This window comes from Oceanobacter sp. ABM4_470, from assembly GCF_056158645.1.
This window is the reverse complement of record NZ_JBSWTR010000001.1, coordinates 3,380,038-3,400,402: the sequence shown is the minus strand read 5'-3', so window position 1 is coordinate 3,400,402 and position 20,365 is coordinate 3,380,038. Positions and strand designations below refer to the sequence as shown.

At 56.8% G+C, this 20,365-nt stretch carries 24 protein-coding genes; 7 read left to right on the top strand and 17 right to left on the bottom strand.

The genetic code is table 11. The annotated features are described in order from the left end of the window. Nucleotide 1: 1 nt before the first annotated feature. The 7 genes from ACXADJ_RS15045 (at nucleotide 2) to ACXADJ_RS15015 (ending at nucleotide 7,736) form a co-directional block, all read left to right on the top strand. Nucleotides 2-1,306, top strand: coding sequence for an NAD(P)/FAD-dependent oxidoreductase (locus ACXADJ_RS15045; protein ID WP_475067384.1), 1,305 nt, complete (start codon nucleotides 2-4; stop codon nucleotides 1,304-1,306). A 44-nt stretch (nucleotides 1,307-1,350) separates the two neighbouring features. After that, a complete protein-coding gene (locus tag ACXADJ_RS15040; protein ID WP_475067382.1) occupies nucleotides 1,351-2,403 on the top strand; it encodes an ABC transporter substrate-binding protein in 1,053 nt (350 codons plus the stop codon). Nucleotides 2,404-2,467: 64 nt separating this feature from the next. Next, a complete protein-coding gene (locus tag ACXADJ_RS15035; RefSeq protein ID WP_475067379.1) occupies nucleotides 2,468-3,370 on the top strand; it encodes an ABC transporter permease in 903 nt (300 codons plus the stop codon). Then, on the top strand, nucleotides 3,367-4,167 hold the full coding sequence (locus ACXADJ_RS15030) for an ABC transporter permease (RefSeq protein WP_475067377.1): 801 nt from the start codon (nucleotides 3,367-3,369) through the stop codon (nucleotides 4,165-4,167). Before ACXADJ_RS15035 ends, ACXADJ_RS15030 begins: the two co-directional genes overlap by 4 nt. A gap of 346 nt (nucleotides 4,168-4,513) precedes the next feature. Further along, on the top strand, nucleotides 4,514-4,780 hold the full coding sequence (locus tag ACXADJ_RS15025) for a DksA/TraR family C4-type zinc finger protein (protein ID WP_475067374.1): 267 nt from the start codon (nucleotides 4,514-4,516) through the stop codon (nucleotides 4,778-4,780). Nucleotides 4,781-4,852: 72 nt separating this feature from the next. Further along, nucleotides 4,853-6,682, top strand: a complete 1,830-nt coding sequence (gene atzF / locus ACXADJ_RS15020) for an allophanate hydrolase (protein ID WP_475067371.1) — start codon at nucleotides 4,853-4,855, stop codon at nucleotides 6,680-6,682. A 352-nt stretch (nucleotides 6,683-7,034) separates the two neighbouring features. After that, nucleotides 7,035-7,736, top strand: a complete 702-nt coding sequence (locus ACXADJ_RS15015; protein ID WP_475067369.1) for a GntR family transcriptional regulator — start codon at nucleotides 7,035-7,037, stop codon at nucleotides 7,734-7,736. Between the two features lie 192 nt (nucleotides 7,737-7,928). Here the strand turns inward: ACXADJ_RS15015 and hemW are convergent, their stop codons facing one another. From hemW to proC, 17 genes are all read right to left on the bottom strand, one after another. After that, complete coding sequence (hemW, locus tag ACXADJ_RS15010; RefSeq protein ID WP_475067367.1) at nucleotides 7,929-9,092, bottom strand: radical SAM family heme chaperone HemW; 1,164 nt, start codon at nucleotides 9,090-9,092, stop codon at nucleotides 7,929-7,931. A gap of 4 nt (nucleotides 9,093-9,096) precedes the next feature. Continuing rightward, nucleotides 9,097-9,519 (bottom strand): hypothetical protein, encoded by a 423-nt coding sequence (locus ACXADJ_RS15005; RefSeq protein WP_475067365.1) that lies wholly within the window; start codon nucleotides 9,517-9,519, stop codon nucleotides 9,097-9,099. 79 nt (nucleotides 9,520-9,598) lie between these two features. Next, nucleotides 9,599-10,207, bottom strand: coding sequence for an RdgB/HAM1 family non-canonical purine NTP pyrophosphatase (gene rdgB / locus ACXADJ_RS15000; protein ID WP_475067363.1), 609 nt, complete (start codon nucleotides 10,205-10,207; stop codon nucleotides 9,599-9,601). A gap of 13 nt (nucleotides 10,208-10,220) precedes the next feature. Further along, nucleotides 10,221-10,679, bottom strand: coding sequence for a DUF4426 domain-containing protein (locus tag ACXADJ_RS14995; protein WP_475067361.1), 459 nt, complete (start codon nucleotides 10,677-10,679; stop codon nucleotides 10,221-10,223). Continuing rightward, the gene (gene metW / locus ACXADJ_RS14990; RefSeq protein ID WP_456090128.1) at nucleotides 10,679-11,299 is read right to left on the bottom strand and encodes a methionine biosynthesis protein MetW; all 621 of its coding nucleotides are present in this window, start codon (nucleotides 11,297-11,299) and stop codon (nucleotides 10,679-10,681) included. Before metW ends, ACXADJ_RS14995 begins: the two co-directional genes overlap by 1 nt. Further along, nucleotides 11,296-12,450, bottom strand: a complete 1,155-nt coding sequence (gene metX / locus ACXADJ_RS14985; protein WP_475067359.1) for a homoserine O-succinyltransferase MetX — start codon at nucleotides 12,448-12,450, stop codon at nucleotides 11,296-11,298. The genes metW and metX overlap by 4 nt, the downstream gene beginning before the upstream one ends. A gap of 116 nt (nucleotides 12,451-12,566) precedes the next feature. After that, nucleotides 12,567-13,325, bottom strand: a complete 759-nt coding sequence (tatC, locus tag ACXADJ_RS14980) for a twin-arginine translocase subunit TatC (protein WP_475067357.1) — start codon at nucleotides 13,323-13,325, stop codon at nucleotides 12,567-12,569. Then, a complete protein-coding gene (gene tatB, locus ACXADJ_RS14975) occupies nucleotides 13,322-13,687 on the bottom strand; it encodes a Sec-independent protein translocase protein TatB (protein ID WP_475067355.1) in 366 nt (121 codons plus the stop codon). The genes tatC and tatB overlap by 4 nt, the downstream gene beginning before the upstream one ends. Next, nucleotides 13,687-13,944 carry a Sec-independent protein translocase subunit TatA gene (gene tatA, locus ACXADJ_RS14970; RefSeq protein WP_475067353.1) on the bottom strand — a complete coding sequence of 86 codons (258 nt, stop codon included), beginning with the start codon at nucleotides 13,942-13,944 and terminating at the stop codon, nucleotides 13,687-13,689. Before tatA ends, tatB begins: the two co-directional genes overlap by 1 nt. Before the next feature lie 17 nt (nucleotides 13,945-13,961). Further along, nucleotides 13,962-14,294 carry a histidine triad nucleotide-binding protein gene (locus ACXADJ_RS14965; RefSeq protein ID WP_475067351.1) on the bottom strand — a complete coding sequence of 111 codons (333 nt, stop codon included), beginning with the start codon at nucleotides 14,292-14,294 and terminating at the stop codon, nucleotides 13,962-13,964. A gap of 33 nt (nucleotides 14,295-14,327) precedes the next feature. After that, a complete protein-coding gene (locus ACXADJ_RS14960; RefSeq protein ID WP_028292246.1) occupies nucleotides 14,328-14,660 on the bottom strand; it encodes a phosphoribosyl-ATP diphosphatase in 333 nt (110 codons plus the stop codon). Between the two features lie 49 nt (nucleotides 14,661-14,709). Then, complete coding sequence (hisI, locus tag ACXADJ_RS14955; protein ID WP_028292247.1) at nucleotides 14,710-15,090, bottom strand: phosphoribosyl-AMP cyclohydrolase; 381 nt, start codon at nucleotides 15,088-15,090, stop codon at nucleotides 14,710-14,712. Nucleotides 15,091-15,221: 131 nt separating this feature from the next. Then, entirely contained in the window at nucleotides 15,222-16,859 is a 1,638-nt protein-coding gene (ubiB, locus tag ACXADJ_RS14950) for a ubiquinone biosynthesis regulatory protein kinase UbiB (RefSeq protein WP_475067348.1), read from the bottom strand. Between the two features lie 2 nt (nucleotides 16,860-16,861). Beyond that, nucleotides 16,862-17,551, bottom strand: coding sequence for a ubiquinone biosynthesis accessory factor UbiJ (locus ACXADJ_RS14945; protein ID WP_475067346.1), 690 nt, complete (start codon nucleotides 17,549-17,551; stop codon nucleotides 16,862-16,864). Next, the gene (ubiE, locus tag ACXADJ_RS14940; protein WP_475067344.1) at nucleotides 17,551-18,312 is read right to left on the bottom strand and encodes a bifunctional demethylmenaquinone methyltransferase/2-methoxy-6-polyprenyl-1,4-benzoquinol methylase UbiE; all 762 of its coding nucleotides are present in this window, start codon (nucleotides 18,310-18,312) and stop codon (nucleotides 17,551-17,553) included. The genes ACXADJ_RS14945 and ubiE overlap by 1 nt, the downstream gene beginning before the upstream one ends. A 250-nt stretch (nucleotides 18,313-18,562) precedes the next feature. Next, a complete protein-coding gene (locus ACXADJ_RS14935; RefSeq protein ID WP_475067342.1) occupies nucleotides 18,563-19,150 on the bottom strand; it encodes a YggT family protein in 588 nt (195 codons plus the stop codon). Between the two features lie 379 nt (nucleotides 19,151-19,529). Continuing rightward, on the bottom strand, nucleotides 19,530-20,345 hold the full coding sequence (gene proC, locus ACXADJ_RS14930) for a pyrroline-5-carboxylate reductase (protein WP_475067339.1): 816 nt from the start codon (nucleotides 20,343-20,345) through the stop codon (nucleotides 19,530-19,532). Nucleotides 20,346-20,365 lie beyond the last annotated feature (20 nt).

The following is a 20,365-nucleotide window of genomic DNA, read 5'->3' as shown; positions in this document are numbered from 1 at the left end:
GATGAGCACACTGTCCTCCCCGGTTGATTCTCTCTGGCAGGCAACGTCTGCTTTTCCGGAATCGTTTCCGCAACTGACCAGTGACCAAACGGCTGACGTCATTATTGTTGGCGGTGGATTTACCGGTTTGTCGGCGGCGCATCATTTGGCCACAGCGGGCATGCGACCGCTGGTGCTGGAAGCGCAGCCGATTGGCTGGGGAGGCAGTGGCCGTAACGGCGGTGTGGTCACCGCCAAATACCGTATGACGTTTCCGGAGATGGCCAAATCGTTTGATCTGGCCACCGCCCAGCGCATGCACCAGATTGCTCACGAAGCGGTCGACAAGGTTGATGAGCTAACCCGTCATTACGACATCAAGTCGGCCGATTTCAAACGTACCGGCAACCTCAAGTGTGCCCATAACGATCATTCGATGAAGCACGCGGCGGAGGAAGCCCGGTGGATTCAGCGAGAGCTGGGTGATACCTCACTGAGCGTGATTGATCGCGAACAAGTGGCTGCCGAAACCGGTACCGACAGCTTTGTCGGCGGCATTCTGGCGCAGGATGTTGGCACTGTTCACCCGCTTAATTATGTCCGCGGCCTGGCTCACGGCATTAACAAGGCCTTTGGCGATGTGGTGTTTGAAAACAGCCCGGTGGCCTCGGTGGAATACGATGCTGACGGCGTTCGTGTTACCACCCCAGAGGGCATTGTGGTGCGCGCCAAACAGATTGTGTTTGCCACTAACGCCTATTCAGATGCTTTCAAAAGCACCCAGTACACCCGTAAGCGGGTGATTCCTTTCCGCAGTTCGATGATTGCCACCGAAGTACTTTCTGACGACCTGCAACAAACCCTGCTGGCCAACGAGCGCAGCTATGTGGAAACCCGTCGCATGATGCGCTGGTTCCGCAAGGCTGAGGGGCGCTTCATGTTTGGCGGTCGTGGTGCCTTTGGCAAAAACGATTCGCAAGTGGCGTTCGACGGTTTGTACAAGGCGATGGTGGAGATCTTCCCGAAATTGAATGGCATCAAGGTCGACTATCAATGGTCCGGACACGTTGCCATGACGCTGGATGGTTTGCCCCATGTAGGCCGTCTGGACGACAGAACCTGTGTTGCCGCCGGTTTCAATGGTGCCGGTGTTGCACAGTCAACCATGCTCGGCGGTTTGGTTGCGCAATTTGTACTGGGTCAAAACCCGCAGGTTGCGTTGCTGGATAGCCAGCGTTTTCAGGCAGTACCTTTTTACGCATTCAGAGAAATTGGCATCCGGATGGTGGCTGGTTGGTACCAGTTCCTTGATGCCACAGGCCGCTAATCAATGGCCTGCCCACAACAATGACGATGATGGAGACTGGACCGATGAAGAGTAAGAACCACGTACAAAAACTGCTCGGTTGCGCTGTGATTGCAGCCAGCCTGATGGGTTCTGCAGCCTGGGCGGCAAAAAGTCAGGTGACCTTTGTATCCCAGGGCGGTGCCTGGCAGGACGCTCAGGAGAAAGCCATTCTGGACCCGATTACCGATACCCTCGGCATCAAGGTAATGCAGGACAGTGCGCCGGATGCCTGGCCGATGATCAAGACCCAGGGCACGACCGGGCAAGCGGTATGGGATGTGGTTGATACGCCACCACTGAACTGTGTTCGCGGTGGTCGCGCCGGTTTCATCGAAGAGCTGGATTACGCTGCAATGCCGAACGCGGACGCCATGCCGGATACTTATAAAACGCCGTATTCCGTGGCTTACGAGTTCTACTCCAGCGTACTGGCCTACAACAAGGATGGCCTGAAGAAATACCCGAGTAACTGGGCTGAGTTCTGGGATGTTGAACACTTCCCGGGCAAGCGTGCCCTGCGTAACCACCCGCTGGCTACATTGGAAGCGGCTCTGCTGGCCGATGGCGTAGAGCCTGATGCGCTGTATCCCCTGGATGTTGATCGTGCCTTCGCCAAGCTGGAGGAAATCAAACCTTACATCACCACCTGGTGGACCTCTGGTGGCCAGTCTGCCCAGCTGCTGTTCGACGGTGAAGTCGACATGCTGATGATGTGGAACGGTCGGGTGAAAGCGGCCAAGGAAGCGGGTGCCAACGCCGAGATGACTTACAACGATGGCATTCTGCAGGCTACTCACCTGTGCATCATCAAGGACTCTCCAAACCCTGAAACAGCCAAAACTTTCCTTAACGCTGCTATTTCACCAGAGCTGCAGGCCAACCTGCCGCAGTACATCTCCTATGGTCCGGGCAACCCGGCAGCCTTCGCCACTGGCAAGATCCCTGATGATATTGCCAAGGGTCTGCCAAGTGCACCGGCCAACGCCAAGGTGCAGGCCATGATGTCTTACGAATGGTGGGCATCTGAAGAGGGTGAGGCGGCTGAACGTCGCTGGCTTGAGTTCATGCAAAAGTAACCGGTAGGCAATCACTGGCCCTGTGCCGGTGGTTGCCTGATGTCATCTGCCACAGGAGAATTCCGTGACTACGTTAACCCTTCCAACCAACGAAAGGCTCGAAGCAGACGCTGATCCTTCCGTGTTGCTGCAAAAGAAAGAGCAGCGCTCGATGATGCTGTTGCTGGTCCCTGCGCTGGCGGTAGTCACGCTGCTGCTGGTAGTTCCGATGGCCTGGTTGTTCCTGCAGTCGTTTTATTCCGATGGTTTCACGCTGGAACACTACGAGCGTATTTTTACCGAAAGCATCTATTGGAATACCTTTGCGCTGACCTTCAAAATCAGCTTCATTGTAACCATTCTGGCCCTGTTGATGGGCTATCCGGTGGCCTATGCCATCACTCGTTTACCACGTCGCTGGTCAATGCTGGTACTGGCGATGGTGATCGTACCTTTCTGGACCAGTGTGCTGGTGCGTGCTTATGCCTGGCTGGTGCTGCTGCAGCGCTCGGGCATTGTTAATGACTCGCTGCTGGGCCTGGGGCTGATCGACAGCCGTCTGTCGCTGGTGCACAACGAACTGGGCACCATCATCGCCACTGTGCATATCCTGCTGCCATTTATGGTGCTACCGCTGTACGCCACCATGCAGAAAATCCCCGGCGACCTGTTGATGGCTGCTTCCAGCCTCGGCGCCAATCGTTTCATGGTGTTCTGGCGCGTATTTGTGCCGCTGTCCGTCAGTGGTGTGGTCGCTGGTTGTACGCTGGTGTTCGTATTGTGTCTGGGCTTTTACATCACCCCTGAGCTGATGGGTGGTGGTCGCACTGTGATGGCGTCGATGCTGGTAAGTCGCAATATCCAGCTGTTCAGTGACTGGGGTGCTGCCAGTGCGGTGAGTGTGGTGTTGCTGCTGTGTGTTGGCCTGATCTTCTATGTGGTCGGCAAATTCGTTCCTGTGGATAAGATCGTCGGAGGTGCCAAATGAAGAACTTCGATCTGAGCAAGCCGGTATTCGCGCTGGTTGTTATCGCTATTCTGGTATTTCTGATTCTGCCAGTGCTGATTGTGATTCCGATGTCGTTCTCTGACAGTCGTTTCATGAGCTTTCCGCCACCGGCGTATTCGTTCCGCTGGTATGAGGACTTCTTCGACAGTCTGGCCTGGATGTCGGCTGCCGGTACCAGTATCACGGTAGCAGTTTCTACAGCCATCATTGCCACCCCGCTGGGGGTGTCTGCGGCTTACGCGATTCATAACTGCGACCACTGGTCTGTGCGTTACGTCAAAATGGTGCTGCTGCTGCCATTAATCGTACCTGTGATCATTGTTGCTGCCGGGGTGTTCTTTATCTATGCCCTGACAGGCCTACTGGCAACCATGCCGGGTCTGGTGCTGGCCAACGTTATGCTGGCGCTGCCGTATGTGATTACTTCGGTGATTGCCGGCTTGCACGGCTTTGATCCGGCCCAGGAAATGGTGGCTCGCAGTCTGGGCATGAACCGCTTGCGTGCCTTTATGACGGTGACCCTGCCACAGATCAAACCAAGCGTAGTGACCGGTGCTGTATTCGCCTTTATTCAGGCGCTGGATGAAACCATGGTGTCGCTGTTTATTGCCGGTGGTGAAAACCAGACCCTCACCAAGCGCATGTTCACTGCCTTGCGCGATGAAATTGACCCGACCATTGCGGCCATCAGTACCATGCTGACCGCTGCGTCATTTGCCCTGGTCTTGCTCATGATTATGAGCCGTAACGCCAGCAAAACCGCAACAGCTCACTGATTCACCAATCAGTCTTGGCCTGGCAGACTTCCTCAGGGTTGCCAGGCCCTTTTTCCTTGTCGTCTTTTTCTCCTTTCTGTGTCCTGACCAGCCAGTAGGCCTTCGCCAAACCCTTTAACAAGACCACAAGACATCCGTCATCGTCTGTGTTAGTGGTGATCAGGTCGCGTCCTGACACGCCGGGCGTCTTTGTATTCTCCATCATGCTTGATAACTGTCATCGGCTGCCCGCAACTTGTGGCGAGTAACTCACATGGCGGCTGGCGCATAGGCGGTGTGGCAAACATGGATGATCATTCAGGTAGCAAGTAATAGTAGGTATATGAGGCTGTGAGGGAGGCGATATATGGCATCTGGCTGGGCAAAAGACGGTGCGGTACAGGATCAGATTGACGCCACCATAGAAGATGCAGTGGCACAGGCACGCAGCAGCATGAGTGTGGGTGACAGTCTGGAATTCTGTGAGGAGTGCGACAAACCGATTCCGGAGGCGCGTCGACAGGCGGTACCGGGCGTACGGCTGTGCATTCAATGTCAGTCTGAATTGGAGCAAGAATACAAAGCCAGCGCGGGTATTAACCGACGGGGCAGCAAGGACAGTCAGCTTCGTTAACCCGGTCTCTATACCTTGGCACGGATCTGGTACATTATCTTGTATACAAGTTAGTGTGCAACTGGAGCCATCATGTCTTTTACCGCTCAAGCTCAACCCGAAACCCTGCCAGATAACCTGTTGGGCTGGAATCTGTCCGATTGGAAAAACGCGTACAACAAGGGCTACAGCCCGCAACAGCTGCTGCCAGCCTTGCTGGAAGCCATTCGGGCGGAAGAGCTGGATGGCGATAAACCCTTCCATGGCAGTGGCTGGATTGCATTGGCCAGCGATGACGCTCTGGCGGCTCAGCTGGCTGCACTGGAAGGCAAGTCGGTGGCAGACATGCCCCTTTTTGGTGTGCCGTTCGCAGTAAAAGACAATATTGATGCACTGGGCTTTGAAACCACAGCGGGCTGTCCGGAGTTTGCCTTCACTCCGGAACAGGATGCCCACGTTGTTAAATTGCTGAAAGCGGCCGGTGCGGTGGTGATGGGCAAGTGCAATCTGGACCAGTTCGCCACCGGTCTGGTGGGGGCTCGGTCTCCTTATGGTGCAGTGGCCAACAGCTTTGACCCAGAATACGTCAGCGGCGGTTCCAGTTCTGGTTCTGCCGTGACGGTTGCTCGCGGTCAGGTGGCATTTTCACTGGGAACCGACACCGCAGGCTCCGGCCGGGTGCCCGCGGGCTTTAACCATTTGGTGGGAATGAAGGCCACCAAAGGCCTGTTGAGCACTTCTGGCGTGGTTCCTGCTTGTAGATCATTGGACGTTGTTTCCATCTTTGCGCTGAACAGCCAGGATGCCGAGCAGGTTCTGAGTGTCGCCGGTGGGTTTGACGGAAACGACCCGTATTCCCGACACGATGAAACACCTGCACAGACGCGGATTCGTCGCTTGGCCATACCCGCCAACCCGGAGTGGTTCGGGGATGAGGAACAACAACGAGCCTTTGAACAAGCATGTTTAATGGCTCGATCTACCGGTTTCGAGCTGGTCGAAAAGGATTTCGGCCCCCTATTCGAAGTAGCGGCCTTGTTGTACGAGGGTCCTTGGGTAGCAGAACGCTACGCTGCTGTTGGCGAGTTCATGGAACAGGATCTTCCAGGACTCGACCCGGTTGTGAAAGGCATTGTGTTGGGTGGTAAAACACCGACTGCAGTGCAAGCCTTCAACGCCGAATACCGCCGTCTGGAACTGATGCGTTCCGTCGACGCCTTCTTCGCCGATATCGACGCACTGTTTGTGCCAACCTCCCCGCATTTCCCGACACACGCCGCCCTGAAGGCAGAGCCTGTACTGGAAAACTCCCGCAACGGCGTGTACACCAACTTCGTAAACCTGTCTGATCTGTCGGCTATTGCGGTGCCTGCGCAACTGCGCGCTGACGGCCTTCCATTCGGCGTGACCATCATTGCCAAAGCGTGGCAGGAAATGGCCTTGCTGAACTTTGCCAGCCGCTGGGAAGCGGCCTTGAACCTGCCGGAGGCGCCTGTATTGCTGGGTCGCAAGAGCGAAAAGACCATCGACGTTGCCGTGGTTGGCGCTCACCTGACCGGCATGCCGCTGAACCATCAGCTCACCAGTCGCAATGCCGCGTTGCTGGAGCAAACCAAAACTGCACCGAAATACCAACTGTACGCACTGGCCAACACCACGCCACCAAAACCAGGCCTGGTGCGTTTGCCGGAAGGCTCTGAGGAAACAGGCCACTCCTTGATTGTGGAAGTGTGGCGGGTGACCGAAGAAGCCTTTGGCGCCTTTGTGGAAGAGATTCCGCAACCACTGGGCATTGGCACACTGGAGCTGGAAGACGGCCGTTTGGTGAAAGGCTTTATCTGCGAGCCAGCGGGTCTGGAAGGTGCGACGCACATCAGTGAATTTGGTGGCTGGCGTGCGTATATCCAGAGTTTGAAAGGGTGATTTTCCTGCTCGGGCTGAAGCAAATACTAGCATGATGGCCTCTTGGGTATTTTGACCTCCTGGGGGATCTTATCCCCCGGCCGGTCGGGCGTCCCAGAGAAACCGCGCATCGAGATGAGCCAATTTGAACAAGAATGCACAGAGCAGCCCGGCCATGGATGGCCGGCTAGCACAGTTAAGGCATGGATGCCGCATCTGGGCGTGCTCGTTGTGCGTTCGCAGTGAGAATTGAATAGCGAATCGGTAGCGCAAAGCAGAGGGGATGGCGTGCCGCCGGGGAGATAAGATCTCCCCAAGGGGCAAGGGTCAGCCGGTTTCAAACGATGTTGAATAAACAGGTTCGTAAGTACAAATGACTGCAACCACCAAGCGCCCGGTGAACGTCGCCGAGCGTATTTATCAACAGCTGAAGAAAGACATCTTCGACTTCCAGCTGTTACCCGGCGACCGTTTCAGTGAATCGGAAATCGCCAAACGCATGGCAGCCTCCCGTACACCCGTTCGGGAAGCGTTGTACCGGCTGGAACGAGACGGTTACGTACAGGTGCATTTCCGCAGTGGCTGGCAGGTGCGGCCGTTTGATTTCAAGTACTTCGAGGATTTGTACGACTGCCGCATTCTGATGGAGTCGGAGTCGGTACGACGGCTGTGCGAAGCCGATGATGTTGCTGAGCGTCTGGCGGAGCTGGTGGCCGTGTGGTCGGTGGATAAGTCAGACCGCTGGTCGGACTCCGATGCGGTGGCGATTCTGGATGAAACCTTCCACGACAAATTGGTGGTGGCAGCCGGCAATAAGGAAATGGCTTTGTTGCATCAGGGCGTTTGTGAACGCCTGAAGATCATCCGCCGGCTCGATTTCACCCAGCCGGGGCGGATTGAGGCGACCTACGATGAACACCGTCGCATTCTGGGGCTGATTCTGGCTCGGAATAGTGAGCAGGCGATAGCCGAGTTAAAGCGTCATATTGAGTTGAGCAAGAACACCGTGCGGGAAATTACCCTGCACCGTATTCAGGAAGCCAAGAGCTTGTATAACGTCAATATCAAGGTGTGATGCCGGAATTGTTACAGAAAATCCGGGTAGGTTGGATGAGCAAGCGCAGCGAGTGCCATCCAACGCTGCTGTGTCTGATGGCAGCCGCTTCGCGTCTTTATCAGACCTACACATCAGACCTACACATCAGAGCCATGCATCAGTTGGGCGGGGCCCAACCTACGCAATGAATTGATACGCGATCAGACGCTGTTACAAAAACAGCCCCAGTAGCTCGTTCAGGTATAAGCGGCCGCGTTCGGTGGCGCGTATCCAGGGTTCGCTTAGCCCGGTTTCTGTGATTTCCAGCAAGCCCATCGAAATAGCTTTATCCACAGGCTCTTGTACCAGCGCCAGGGTTACGCCAGTGCGTTGTTCAAACATACTCACGGGCATGCCTTCGTGCAGGCGCAGGGCGTTCATCAGACATTCAAAGCCCATGTCTTCGGCGTCGATGTTGTCGCTGCCAGCCAGAAATTGCTTGTCCGGGTTGAGGTAGTCTTTTGGCGCGCGGGTTTTCCAGCGGCGTTGGCTGTGAAACTTGCCGTTGTCGTCGTACCAGCTGACTTTGCCGTGGGCGCCAGCACCGATGCAGAGGTAATCCCCAAAGCGCCAGTAATTGAGGTTGTGGCGGGCTTGCTTGCCCGGCTGGGCAAAGGCGGAGATTTCGTAGTGCTGAAAACCGGCGTCGGCCAGTTTCTTTTGGCCGGCTTCCTGAATGTCCCACAGGGTTTCGTCTTCCGGCAATATCGGCGGACGTTTGTAGAATTCGGTATTGGGCTCGATGGTGAGCTGATACCACGACAGGTGTGGGGTGTTGAAGCTCAGGGCGGTGTCGATGTCGTACATGGCATCGGCTATCGACTGTCCGGGCAGGCCGTGCATCAGGTCGATGTTGATGTTGTCGAAACCGGCTTCGAAAGCCGACCGAATGGCCGCCTGGGCCTGCTGGCTGTCGTGAATACGTCCCAGCTTTTGCAGGTGCAGGTCGTTAAAGCTCTGGATGCCCATCGACAGTCGGTTGATGCCTAACTGGCGATAGGCTTTGAAGCGCTCGGCTTCAAAGGTGCCGGGGTTGGCTTCCAGCGTGATTTCTATGTCATCGGCAAAGTTCAGCTGCTGGCGCAGGCCATCGAACAGCCGTTGGTAGCCGTCGGCGCTCATCAGGCTGGGGGTGCCGCCGCCAATAAAGATGGTCTGTACCGAACGGCCGTTGACAAGCGGCAGTTCGGTTTGCAAGTCGGCCAATAGCGCCGCCACGTAGTCATCTTCCGGAATCTGGTCGTCGGCCTTGTGCGAGTTGAAGTCGCAGTAGGGGCATTTACGCACGCACCAGGGCACGTGGATGTACAGACTTAATGGCGGCAAAACGGGCACGATCTCAGTTTCCGTATTGAACGTTTGCCAGTTGGTCGTTGGCTTGCTGGACGATCTGCTCGTCGGCGTTGTCGTTCAGGTTCAGGTCTTCCTGAGCGGAATCCGTGTTGTCATTGGATTCTGCCACTGGCATCAGGTCAGACACAGCGATGTCGAGGGTTTGCAGCAGCGACTGAACACGGACTTCGATGGCGTTCTTCTGTTCGGTCACGTCGTTGTGCTGTTGCTGCAGCTGGGCCTTTTCTTCGCTCAGTTCGGCGTTTTGCTGCTGGGCAGTTTCCAGCGCCTGCTGGGTTTCGCTCAGCTGGCTGCGTGCCTGATCGAGTTCTTCTTGCAGCTCCATGTTGCTCAGTTGCAGGTTTTCCAGTGACTGAATGGTCTGGCTGATTTTGTTTTGCAGTTGTTCGAGAATTTCCACGATGTGCATCTATCCGGTAGGTCAGTGAAATAACCGTTATACGGTTTGCTACGCACCTCGGCGGTTGTCCGCCGCGGCGCGTCGGGGGTTATCGGCGCCAGCGCTGGATCAGCTGCTGGATGGCCTGTCCCCTGTGAGAGATCTGATTCTTGCGGGCCTTGTCGAGTTCCGCACTGGCGCATTGCTCGCTTTCAACCCAGAACAGCGGGTCGTAGCCAAAGCCGTTGCTGCCCGCTGCACTGGTCAGAATGGTGCCTTCCCAGCTGCCTTGAAAAATCTGTGGGGTTGGGTCGTCGGCATGGCGCATGTACACCAGCACACACTGGAAGCGGGCGCTGCGTTGTTCTGTGGCAACGCCCTGTAGCTTTTGCAGCAGCAGGCTGTTGTTGTCGGCGTCGCCTGCACCCGCGTTGTGCATGGCGGCAAAGCGGGCGGAATAAATACCCGGCTGGCCCTTGAGGGCATCGACTTCAATGCCGGAGTCGTCCGCCAGCGCTGGCAAGCCGGTGGCGGCGCAGGCATGGCGGGCTTTCAGAATGGCATTTTCAACAAAGCTGAGGCCGGTTTCGTCGGCGTCGCTGACGCCCAGCTCCTTTTGCGGCACTAGTTCGATGTTCTGGTCGCCGAAGTGGGTGTCGAACAGCTGTGAGAATTCACGCAGTTTGCCAGCGTTGCCACTGGCGAGGACGATCTTCATGGTGGCTCCGGGGTTATTCTTCGTAGAAGCGTTGGCTGAACTTCACATCAAAGCTGCGGCTGACGCCATCCGGCTGTACCTGCAGGTTGATGCGGTAGACCTCTTCTTCGTCAAAGCGGAAGGTGGCCACGTAGTAGACGGCGTTGGTTTCCTTGATTTCCTTGAACTCCAGCGACTTGCTCTGGCCTATCAGGTTTTTCAGGGTACCGCTGACCTTGGCTTCTACCGGCTGCGGCACGTCGCTTTTGTCGGCGCTGTCGAGCACTGAAATATTCAGCATGCCCATGCGGCCGGAACGCTCAATGCCGTAGGCGCGGGCCACTTCCGGTGTCAGGAAACTGGTGGTGAGGCCGATGTAGTGCACCTCGTAATTGCCAAATACCTGCTTTTGCTCGCCGCGATCTGCCCAGGCGGGCAGGGCTAGCAGGCACATCAGGGTTATGTTCCTTGCTGCGTTCAGCCAGCGTTTCATCAGGACCTCCGGGTCAGGTGGTAAACCGCAATTTCGCCTAATAAGGATGGCCACAAACGAATCGCCCAGTGTTCCTGGTGATGATCGTCGACCACCGTCTTGCTCAGGATACGAATATTTTTCTGCTGGCACAGCTCTTCAAAGTCACTGACGGTACACAAATGGATGTTTGGCGTGTCGTACCACTTGTGCGGCAGGGTTTCTGACATCGGCATACGGCCTTTCAGCGCCAGGTACATGCGCGTGCGCCAGTGGCCGAAGTTCGGAAAGGTGACGATGGCTTCGTCGCCAACGCGCAGCATTTCATCCAGCAGTTCGTCGGGCCGTTGTACCGCTTGCAGGGCCTGGGTCATCACCACGGTATCAATGCTGTTGTCCTTGTAGTTGTACAGGCCGTTGTTGAGGTCCTGTTCTACCACGTTGACGCCATTGGCAATGGCAGCGGTGATTTTGTCGGGATTGATTTCCAGACCATAGCCACGCACGTTTTTGTGTTCGCTGAGGAATTGCAGCAGGGTGCCTTCACCGCAGCCAAGGTCGAGAACCTGGCTGTTGGGCTGAATCCATTCCTGAATGATGGCGAGGTCGGGACGCAGTGACTGCAAGGTCGTCGGGCTCATGCCTTGGCCTCCAGCCGGTTGGCAATGCGGTTCATAAAGGCCGACAGCACCGCGTGATAGCGCGGGTTGTCGAGCAGGAAGGCGTCGTGGCCGCCGTCGGAGTCGATGCAGGCGTAGCTGACGTCTTTATCGGCTTCCATCAGGGCGTTGACGATTTCCTTCGAACGGGCGGGAGAGAAGCGCCAGTCGGTGGTGAATGACACCAGCAGGAATTTGCACTGGGCGTTGCTGAGGCACTTCACCAGATCGTGGTCGTAATCGGCCGACGGGTCGAAGTAGTCCAGCGCCTTGGTCATCAACATGTAGGTGTTGGCGTCAAAGCGGGTGCTGAATTTCTCACCCTGATAGTGCAGGTAGCTTTCCACCTGAAACTCAGGGGCGAAGCTGTAGTTGAGCTTGCCTTCGCGCAGGTCGCGGCCGAACTTCTGGCGCATGGCGTCTTCCGACAGGTAAGTCAGGTGGCCCAGCATGCGAGCCTGGGTCAGGCCCACTTTCGGAATGGTGCCGTGTTCCAGGTAATTGCCGTCGTGGAAGTCCGGGTCTTTGGCAATAGCCTGACGGGCAACTTCGTTAAAGGCGATGTTCTGTGCCGACAGCTTCGGGGCCGAGGCAATCATCACGGCGTTGGCGATGCGTTGCGGGAACTGGATTGACCAGCGCAGTACCTGCATACCGCCAAGGCTACCGCCTACCACCGCAGCCCAGCGTTGAATGCCGAGATGATCGGCCAGCTCGGCCTGACTGGATACCCAGTCGCGTACAGCCACAATCGGGAAGTCCGGGCCGTACGGCTTGCCGGTGTCCGGATTGATGCTGGTTGGGCCAGTAGAGCCACTGCAACCACCGAGGTTGTTCAGTGCTACCACAAAAAAGCGCGTGGTATCGATCGGTTTGCCCGGGCCAATGGCGTTGTCCCACCAACCGGGCTTGGATTCGTCCATGCTGTTGTAGCCAGCGGCATGCTGGTCACCACTGAGGGCGTGGCAGATCAGGATCGCATTGGTTTTGCTGGCGTTCAGTTCACCGTAGGTTTCATACACCAGATCGTACTGGGACAGCACCCGGCCACTGCGTAAGGTCAGCGGGGTATCACAATGAAAGGTTTGGGGAGTAACCAGACCGACAGAGTCGTCAGGGATAACTTCCGGCATCTTGGGTGATTTCCTGCATTTGGAAGAGTAATTAACGGCGAGTGTATCAGGTATTGGCCACAGGCTTCAGCAGATCCTGTGGCGCTGGTCGTTAACCGCACAACAACTGATCAGAATCAGTCGTACCGGGCCTCGTCGTCGGTGTCTTCAGCTGGCTTTCGGATCAGTCGTGAGGCCAGTACACCGCCTTCAAACAGGGCGTACATGGGTAGCGCCAGAATGGTTTGTGAGATCACATCCGGCGGCGTTACCAGCATGCCGACAACAAAGCAGCCGAGGAATATATAAGGTCGTTTCTGACCCAGAGACTGCACCGTGGTAATGCCGCTCAGCACCATCAGGAAGGTGGCCACCGGGATCTCGAAGGCGATGCCAAAGGCGAAGAATATTTTCAGAATGAAATCGAGGATGTTGGAGATGTCCGGCATCACCGAGATGCCTTCCGGTGCGGCAAAGGTGAAGAAGCCGAATGCCAGTGGCAGAACAACATAGTAGGCAAAGGCGATACCGGCGTAAAACAGCACAATGCTCGACAACAGCAGCGGCACCGCGAATTTCTTCTCGTGCTGGTACAGCCCCGGCGAGATAAACGCCCAAGCCTGATGCAGGATAAACGGCATGGCGATCAGCACCGACAGCACCAGCGTCAGTTTGAACGGCACCAGAAACGGCGCGGCTACGCCGGTGGCGATCATCTGGCCGCCCTGGGTTTCCGGCAGCAGCGCTGACAGCGGCTCAACCAGAATCAGGTACAGGTCGTTGGCGAAGTAAAACATGCCCAGAAACAGCAGCAGCACAATCAGCACGGCTTTCAGCAGGCGGTTGCGGAGTTCAACCAGGTGGGCAATCAGGGGCTGTTCGGAATCCTGGGTCATGGCTTGTTCTGCTGATCCTGAGTCGCAGGCGCATCCGGCTGGATGCGGTAACCACCGTCGGGATCGATTTCCTGTGGCGAAGCCGCTGCTTCACCACGGGCTGCCCGCTCGGCTTCCAGTACTGCCTGGGGCTTGCGCTCATCGTCATCCAGAAAGGTGGCGTAGGGGTCCTTGAGCTTTTCTTTCAGTTCTTCGGCACGTACCTGGCGTTCCAGTTCGTCTTGCAGGCCGTTCATGGTACGGCGCACACGGCCAATCATCAGACCAATGGTGCGGGCCGCTTTGGGCAGTCGTTCGGGGCCTAACACCAGCAAGCCCAGTACGCCGACAACAACCAGTTCAAGGAAGCCGATATCGAACATCAGGAGTGCTTCTGATCCTTGTCTTTCTGTTCGCTGAAGTCAGCGTCCTTGTTCATGGTGTTGTTCTGATCCTGCGCCAGACTCTTGGGATCGGAGTCTGCGTCTTTCTTGTCGCCATCGTCGTTCATGGCGGACTTGAAGTTCTTGATCGCACCGCCCAGGTCACCGCCCATGTTGCGCAGTTTCTTGGTGCCAAAAATCAGAATAACGATCACTGCAATGATGAGCAGCTGCCAAATGCTGATACCGCCGAGCATAGTGTGTTCTCCAGAAATCAGAATCCGGGCAGCGCGCTGCCGCCCAGAATATGGAAATGCATGTGGAAGACTTCCTGTCCGCCTTCCGCGCCTGTATTGGTAATGGTGCGATAGCCGCTGAGGCCTTGCTGGCTGGCAATTTGCGGCAGCGTCAGCATCAGTTTGCCCATCAGCTCGGCGTGCTCGGCAGTCAGGTCGTCAAGGTTAACGATGTGCTGCTTCGGGATCACCAGCAAGTGGGTATCTGCCTTGGGGGCAATATCGTGGAACGCCAGAAAGTCATCGTCTTCGAAGACCTTGTTGGCGGGAATGTTGCCGGCCACGATGTTGCAAAAAATACAGTCAGACATGGACTCTGTTCGTTCCTTGGTTGCCGTCGCCGCTTATTTTGGCTGACGTGAGGCCTTTTCTTCCAGCCCGGACATGTCAAAACGGCGTGCCAGTTCGTTGATCACCGCTTCCGGACGTTCGCCCAGCTGGGCCAATGCCACCAGACTGTGGAACCACAGATCGGCGGTTTCGTAGATCACGTCCTTGTTGTCGCCGCTGGTTTCAGCGTCTTTGGCCGCCAGAATGGTCTCGGTGGCTTCTTCGCCGACCTTTTCCAGAATCTTGTTCAGACCCTTGTGGTAAAGGCTGGCTACGTAGGAAGAATCCGCAGAAGCGCCTTTGCGCTCTTCAAGAATATCGCCCAGGGCGGCAAGAATATCACTCATAAAAATAACAACTCTATGACTTGGAACGGCAAGGCTTGATGAATCAGGCTCAGTAAATATCTTTCGGGTCTTTCAGTACCGGGTCAACGGCGACCCATTCACCGTCTTGCCAGACCTGATAAAAACAGCTTTCCCGGCCAGTATGGCACGCGATGCCGCCAATTTGTTCAACCTGCAACACAATCACATCGGCGTCGCAGTCGAGACGGACTTCATGGAGCTTCTGCACATGGCCGGACGACTCGCCCTTACGCCACAATTTCTGGCGCGAGCGGGAGTAATAGATGGCGCGGTTTTCCTGCACAGTCAGGGTCAGGGCTTCGCGGTCCATCCAGGCCATCATCAGGATGCGACCGGTTTGATGGTCCTGGGCAATCGCCGGTACCAAACCCTTGTCATCCCACTTTACTGCATCCAGCCAGTCGCTCATGTCTCTCTCACTTGTTCGGCCCGGGGCCGTTTTTATTCAATCGTTGGTGTTGGCCGCAGGCGCTTAAATGCCTGGACTCAAACTGTCTGATAGCTGCCGAGCATACCCGACATTGTGGCGCTTGTTGAGCGTCAGGCTTTCAGCAGAATCCACAGCAGGCCGAAGGCTCCGATGCCAACGCCCAGCAGCTCGGGAATACCGAGGGCAATGGCTTGCCACCACAGTGCCAGACCCGACAACGACACCAGCGAGCCCAGTGTCAGATGGCGCTTCTGACGGTTCTGTTCTTCCAGCGCCTTGCGCAGTGCCATGATTTCCCGTTGCAGCTGGGCCTGATTTTCGTCCATGTGGTTAAGACGGGTCAGGGCACCGTGCACCAGTCCCGGCATTTTCGGCGCTTTTTCAATCCAGGTAGGCAGCTGACGCTTGAGTTCGGCAAACGCCGCCTTGGGGCCAAAGCGTTCGCGCATCCAGCGTTCCAGAAACGGCTTGGCGGTGCTCCAGAGGTCCAGCTGTGGGTACAGCTGACGGCCCAGCCCTTCGATGTTGAGCAAGGTTTTTTGCAGCAGCACCAGCTGTGGCTGAACTTCCATATCAAAGCGGCGGGCGGTGCTGAACAGTTGGATCAGCACCTGACCAAAGGAGATTTCGGCCAGCGGCTTTTCAAAAATCGGTTCACAGACGCTGCGAATGGCGGCAGCCAGTTCGTGCACCTTGGTGGTCGCAGGCACCCAACCGGAGTCGACGTGCAGTTGCGCCACCTGATAATAATCCTGATTGAAGAAGGCCAGCAGATTCATCGCCAGATAGTGTTGGTCTTCTTCGGTCAAACTGCCCACGATGCCACAGTCGATGCCGATGTATTCCGGGTCCTGTGGGTTTTCACGTGACACAAAAATGTTGCCGGGGTGCATGTCGGCGTGGAAAAAGCTGTCGCGGAACACCTGGGTGAAGAAGATTTCCACCCCGCGTTCGGCCAGCAGTTTCATATCGGTGTTTTGGGCCCGCAGTTCGTCGATGTTGGCCACAGGAATGCCGTAAATGCGTTCGCTGGTCATCACCTTGCTGCGGGTGTATTCCCAGTACACTTCCGGCACGTAAAGATGGCCGGATTCTGAGAAATTGCGGCGCAGCTGGGTGGCGTTGGAGGCTTCGATTTGCAGGTTCAGCTCGCCATAAATGGTGTGGCGGTAGTCTTCGACCACTTCCAGCGGCTTCAGGCGACGGGCTTCGGAAGAGTAGGTCACGGCCAGTCGGGCCATGGTTTCCAGCAATTGCAGGTCGCGTTCAATGGTGTGTTCGATGCCCGGACGCACGACTTTTACCACCACATCCTTGCCCTCATTCAGTTTGGCAGTATGCACCTGGGCAATCGAGGCTGACGCCAGTGGTGTGCTGGAAAACTCGGCAAACAGGTTGGCAATGGTGTCGCCGAGTTGCGATTCGATCAGCGCAATGGCTTCGTCTTCCGGAAACGGCGGCACCTTGTCTTGCAGCAGCTTCAGTTCCTGAACAATGTCTTCCGGCACCAGATCCGGGCGGGTCGAGAGGATTTGTCCGAACTTGATGAAGATGGGGCCGAGGGCTTCCAGCGCCATGCGCAAGCGGGCACCACGGCTCAGTTTGGCCGGTACCGGGCGCAGACGCCACGGTGCCAGCCACAGCAAAATGCGCACGCTCAGCGGCAGCAAGTGCAGGGGAATCAGGCCATCCAGACGGTATTTGGTGAATACGAACAGGATTTTCCACAAACGCCACAAACGCGACACGTTCAGTCCTCTTTATCGGTCGCAGCGTCTTGGGCTGGCGGTTGCTGTTCGGCGGCCTTGCGGGCTTCCAGTTGTTGAATACGGGCTTCCAGACGGTCGGAGGCCAACCGCAGGCTGTCGATGCGCTCGGCGCTGGCTTCCAGCTCGGCCGGGTGCACCAGAATGCGGGCTTCGTCGTAGAGGTAGTCGCGGGCGGCGGTTTTGAAGGTGCTGCCGGTGCGTTTGCCCCAGCCCATCAAACCACGCAGTCCCTGACCCAGCTGATGGGCCAACATGCCACCGGTGACGGGGGTGATCATGGCTTCCCAGTCGATGTTCATCTGGTCAACCAGTTTGCCCAGCAGAATGGCCAGTTCAGTATCGCCATCGACCAGAATGCCGCCGGACAACATCGCGCTGGCTTTGTTGTCGGCTCGGGCCAGCGCCAGAAAGTCGCTGCTGGTGCCAATCAGGGCAACGTCCGGGTAGGGGCCGTCTTCGCTGAGTTCGTCAGTCGACAGGCTCAGTACGATCGAGTTGTCGAGCAGCCGGATGGCTACCGTGGCAGTACCCGCCAGTCGAATGTGCACCAGCTTGCCGGCCGCTTTGGCCAGCAATACCTGACTGCCCGGGTCAAACCGCAGGGCATGATTAATGGCAGCTTCGGCAGGAATCAGCGCCGCTTGCCCCAGTTCGACCGGCAACCAGCTCATCAGGGCTTGATCCCACGGTGCAGCGCAACCACGCCGCTGGTGAGGTTGTGGTAGCTGCAACGTACCAGACCGGCGTCTTCCATCATGCCCTTCAGGGTTTCCTGATCCGGGTGCATACGAATGGATTCGGCCAGGTATTTGTAGCTTTCGGCGTCGTTAGCCACCACTTTGCCCATGAACGGCAGCGCTGAGAAAGAGTACAGGTCGTAGGCCTTGCTCATCAGCGGGTTGGTTGGCTTGGAGAACTCCAGTACCAGCAAACGACCACCGGGCTTCAGTACCCGGGTCATCGAACGCAGCGCGGCGTCCTTGTCGGTAACGTTACGCAAGCCAAAGGCGATGGTGAGGGCGTCGAAGCTGTTGTCTTCAAACGGCAGACACTCGGCGTTGGCCTGAACGTATTCGATGTTGCCAACATAGCCTTCGTCGGTCAGGCGATCGCGGCCGACGTTGAGCATCGAGGAGTTGATATCAGCCAGCACTACTTTGCCCTGTGGGCCAACGATGCGGGAGAATTTTTTGGTCAGGTCGCCGGTACCACCTGCGAGATCCAGCACCCGGTTACCCGGACGTACACCACTCATTTCGATGGTGAAACGTTTCCACAAGCGATGCACACCAAACGACATCAGGTCGTTCATTACATCGTACTTGGCCGCCACGGAATGGAATACATCCGCCACCATGGCTTGTTTGTCTTCGCTGGCTACGGTCTGGTAGCCGAAGTGAGTGGTCTTTTGATCCGACTCTTGCTGTGACATGAGCACCTCCTGAACAGGGCAGCCATTGTAGCCGCGCGGAATATCAATGTCTTGCGCTGTGCCGGAATTCGGTGATTCAGGAGTCGGGAGTGAGCGGGGCGCGCAGCCTCGGGAGCTGGGGTAGGGGAACTGGAAGTTAGCAGTGAACAGGGGAGGGGCTGGATAATGTTATGGGAGAGAGCTTGCTCTCGATAAACCATTCATCGACAGCAAGCTGCTTCCCACAGAGTTGGCGTCCGGGGTTTGGCGATTAAACGCCGATGCCCAAGCCGCGCGGCATCATGGCGGTGGCCGCCAGTGGGCCAATAATCAGAATCTCGAACAGCTGAATGGCCATCAGCAGCACAAACAGGCTGAGGTCGAGGCCGCCAAGGTCCGGCATTTTGTTACGGATCGGGCGCAGTGCCGGTTCCAGAATCTGGTTGATCAGAATCAGCGCTGGATTGTAGCTGTTAGGGGCAATCCAGGAGGCGATGGCCACAATGATGCCGCCCCAGAAGTAGATGTTCAGCAGCAGCCCCAGCACGCCAATAGCGGCCCAGGCCAGTACGTTCATCCACGGCACGGCGTAGCCGGACACCACCATGATCAGCGCCATGGTGATCAACTGGGCGCCGTAGGCCAGCACCAGCGAGGCGATATCCATACCGCCAAAGCCCGGAATCACGCGGCGTAGCGGAATCAGCAGCGGGTTGGATGCCTTGACGATGAACTGTGAAATCGGATTGTAGAAGTCGGCACGTACCAGCTGGAGCAAGAAACGCAGCAGGAAGACCAGCAGTACCAGACCGCCGATGGCGTTAATAAGCAGAAGTCCTGCGGATGCGATTGGGGACATGAAAACTCCGTATCGATATGTTCGGGCTAATGGGGACATCTATTCAATCCTGCACGGCTCTGCGCGAGTGTTGCCGTTGTTCAGTGCAAGGCGACGAACGCAGCGGAATGACATGTCCTTTCCAAGTTCGTCAACACAGTACTGGGCGGCGGCAACCCGCGCCCTGCGGGGGCTGCCGGATGATCTCGACTCTGTGTCGCCGACTTTTGACTTGACCCGTCAGGTCTGCAAGTCGGCTTCGTGACTCGAAATTATCCGGTAGCCCAGAGTCTGCACCGGATTAAATGGATGTCCCCATGGTATCAAGTGTACCGGTAAAGTACCCGTTAAAGGAGACAGGGAACAGACGCCTGTTGCTCCTTTAACGACCGTTTGAGCGTTACCCGAGTTCCTTGTTCAGTTCTTCAGAACGCTTGCGGGCGGCTTCCATGGCGGCGTTGACGATGTCGCGCAGGTGGGCCCCTTCAAACGTGAAGATCGCGCGTTCGGTGGTGCCGTTCGGCGAGGTCACACGACGACGCAGTTCGGCTGGGCCAACGTCAGCTTCAATGGCCATTTTGCCAGCACCAAAGGCGGTTTGCAGTGCCAGCGAGGTGGCGGTTTCTTCACTCAGGCCCATGCTTTTGGCGGTGTTGATCATGGCTTCCATCAGCAGGAAGTAATAGGCCGGGCCACTGCCGGACAGCGCTGTGACGATGTCCAGTTCTGCTTCTTCCTTGACCCATACGGTTACGCCAGTGGCTTGCATCAGGCGGTCGGCGGCGTTGCGCTGGTCAACCGTGACCGCGTCGTTGGCAAACAGGCCATTGGCACCAGCGCCTACCAGGGCCGGGGTGTTGGGCATACAGCGCACAACGGATTGGCAGCCGGACCAGGCTTCGAGGTTTTCAATGCTGATGCCAGCCGCAATCGAAACCAGCAGCGGCTGACGGGTGGCCAGCGTGGCTTGCAGTGGCGCCAGCACCTCTTTCATCATTTGTGGCTTCACCGCCATGATGACGGTGTCGGCGTTGGCAATGGCGTCGAGGTTATTGGCGAAGGTCTGGATGCCGAAATCGGCTTCCAGCTTCTGGCGTTGCTGTTCACCCGGATCGCTGACCTGAACCATTTGCGCAGAAACGTCGCCCTGGCGCAGCAGGCCACCAATAATGGCAGTAGCCATGTTACCGCCGCCAATAAATGCGATTTGTGTCATGTGGGTGTCCTTAAACCGTT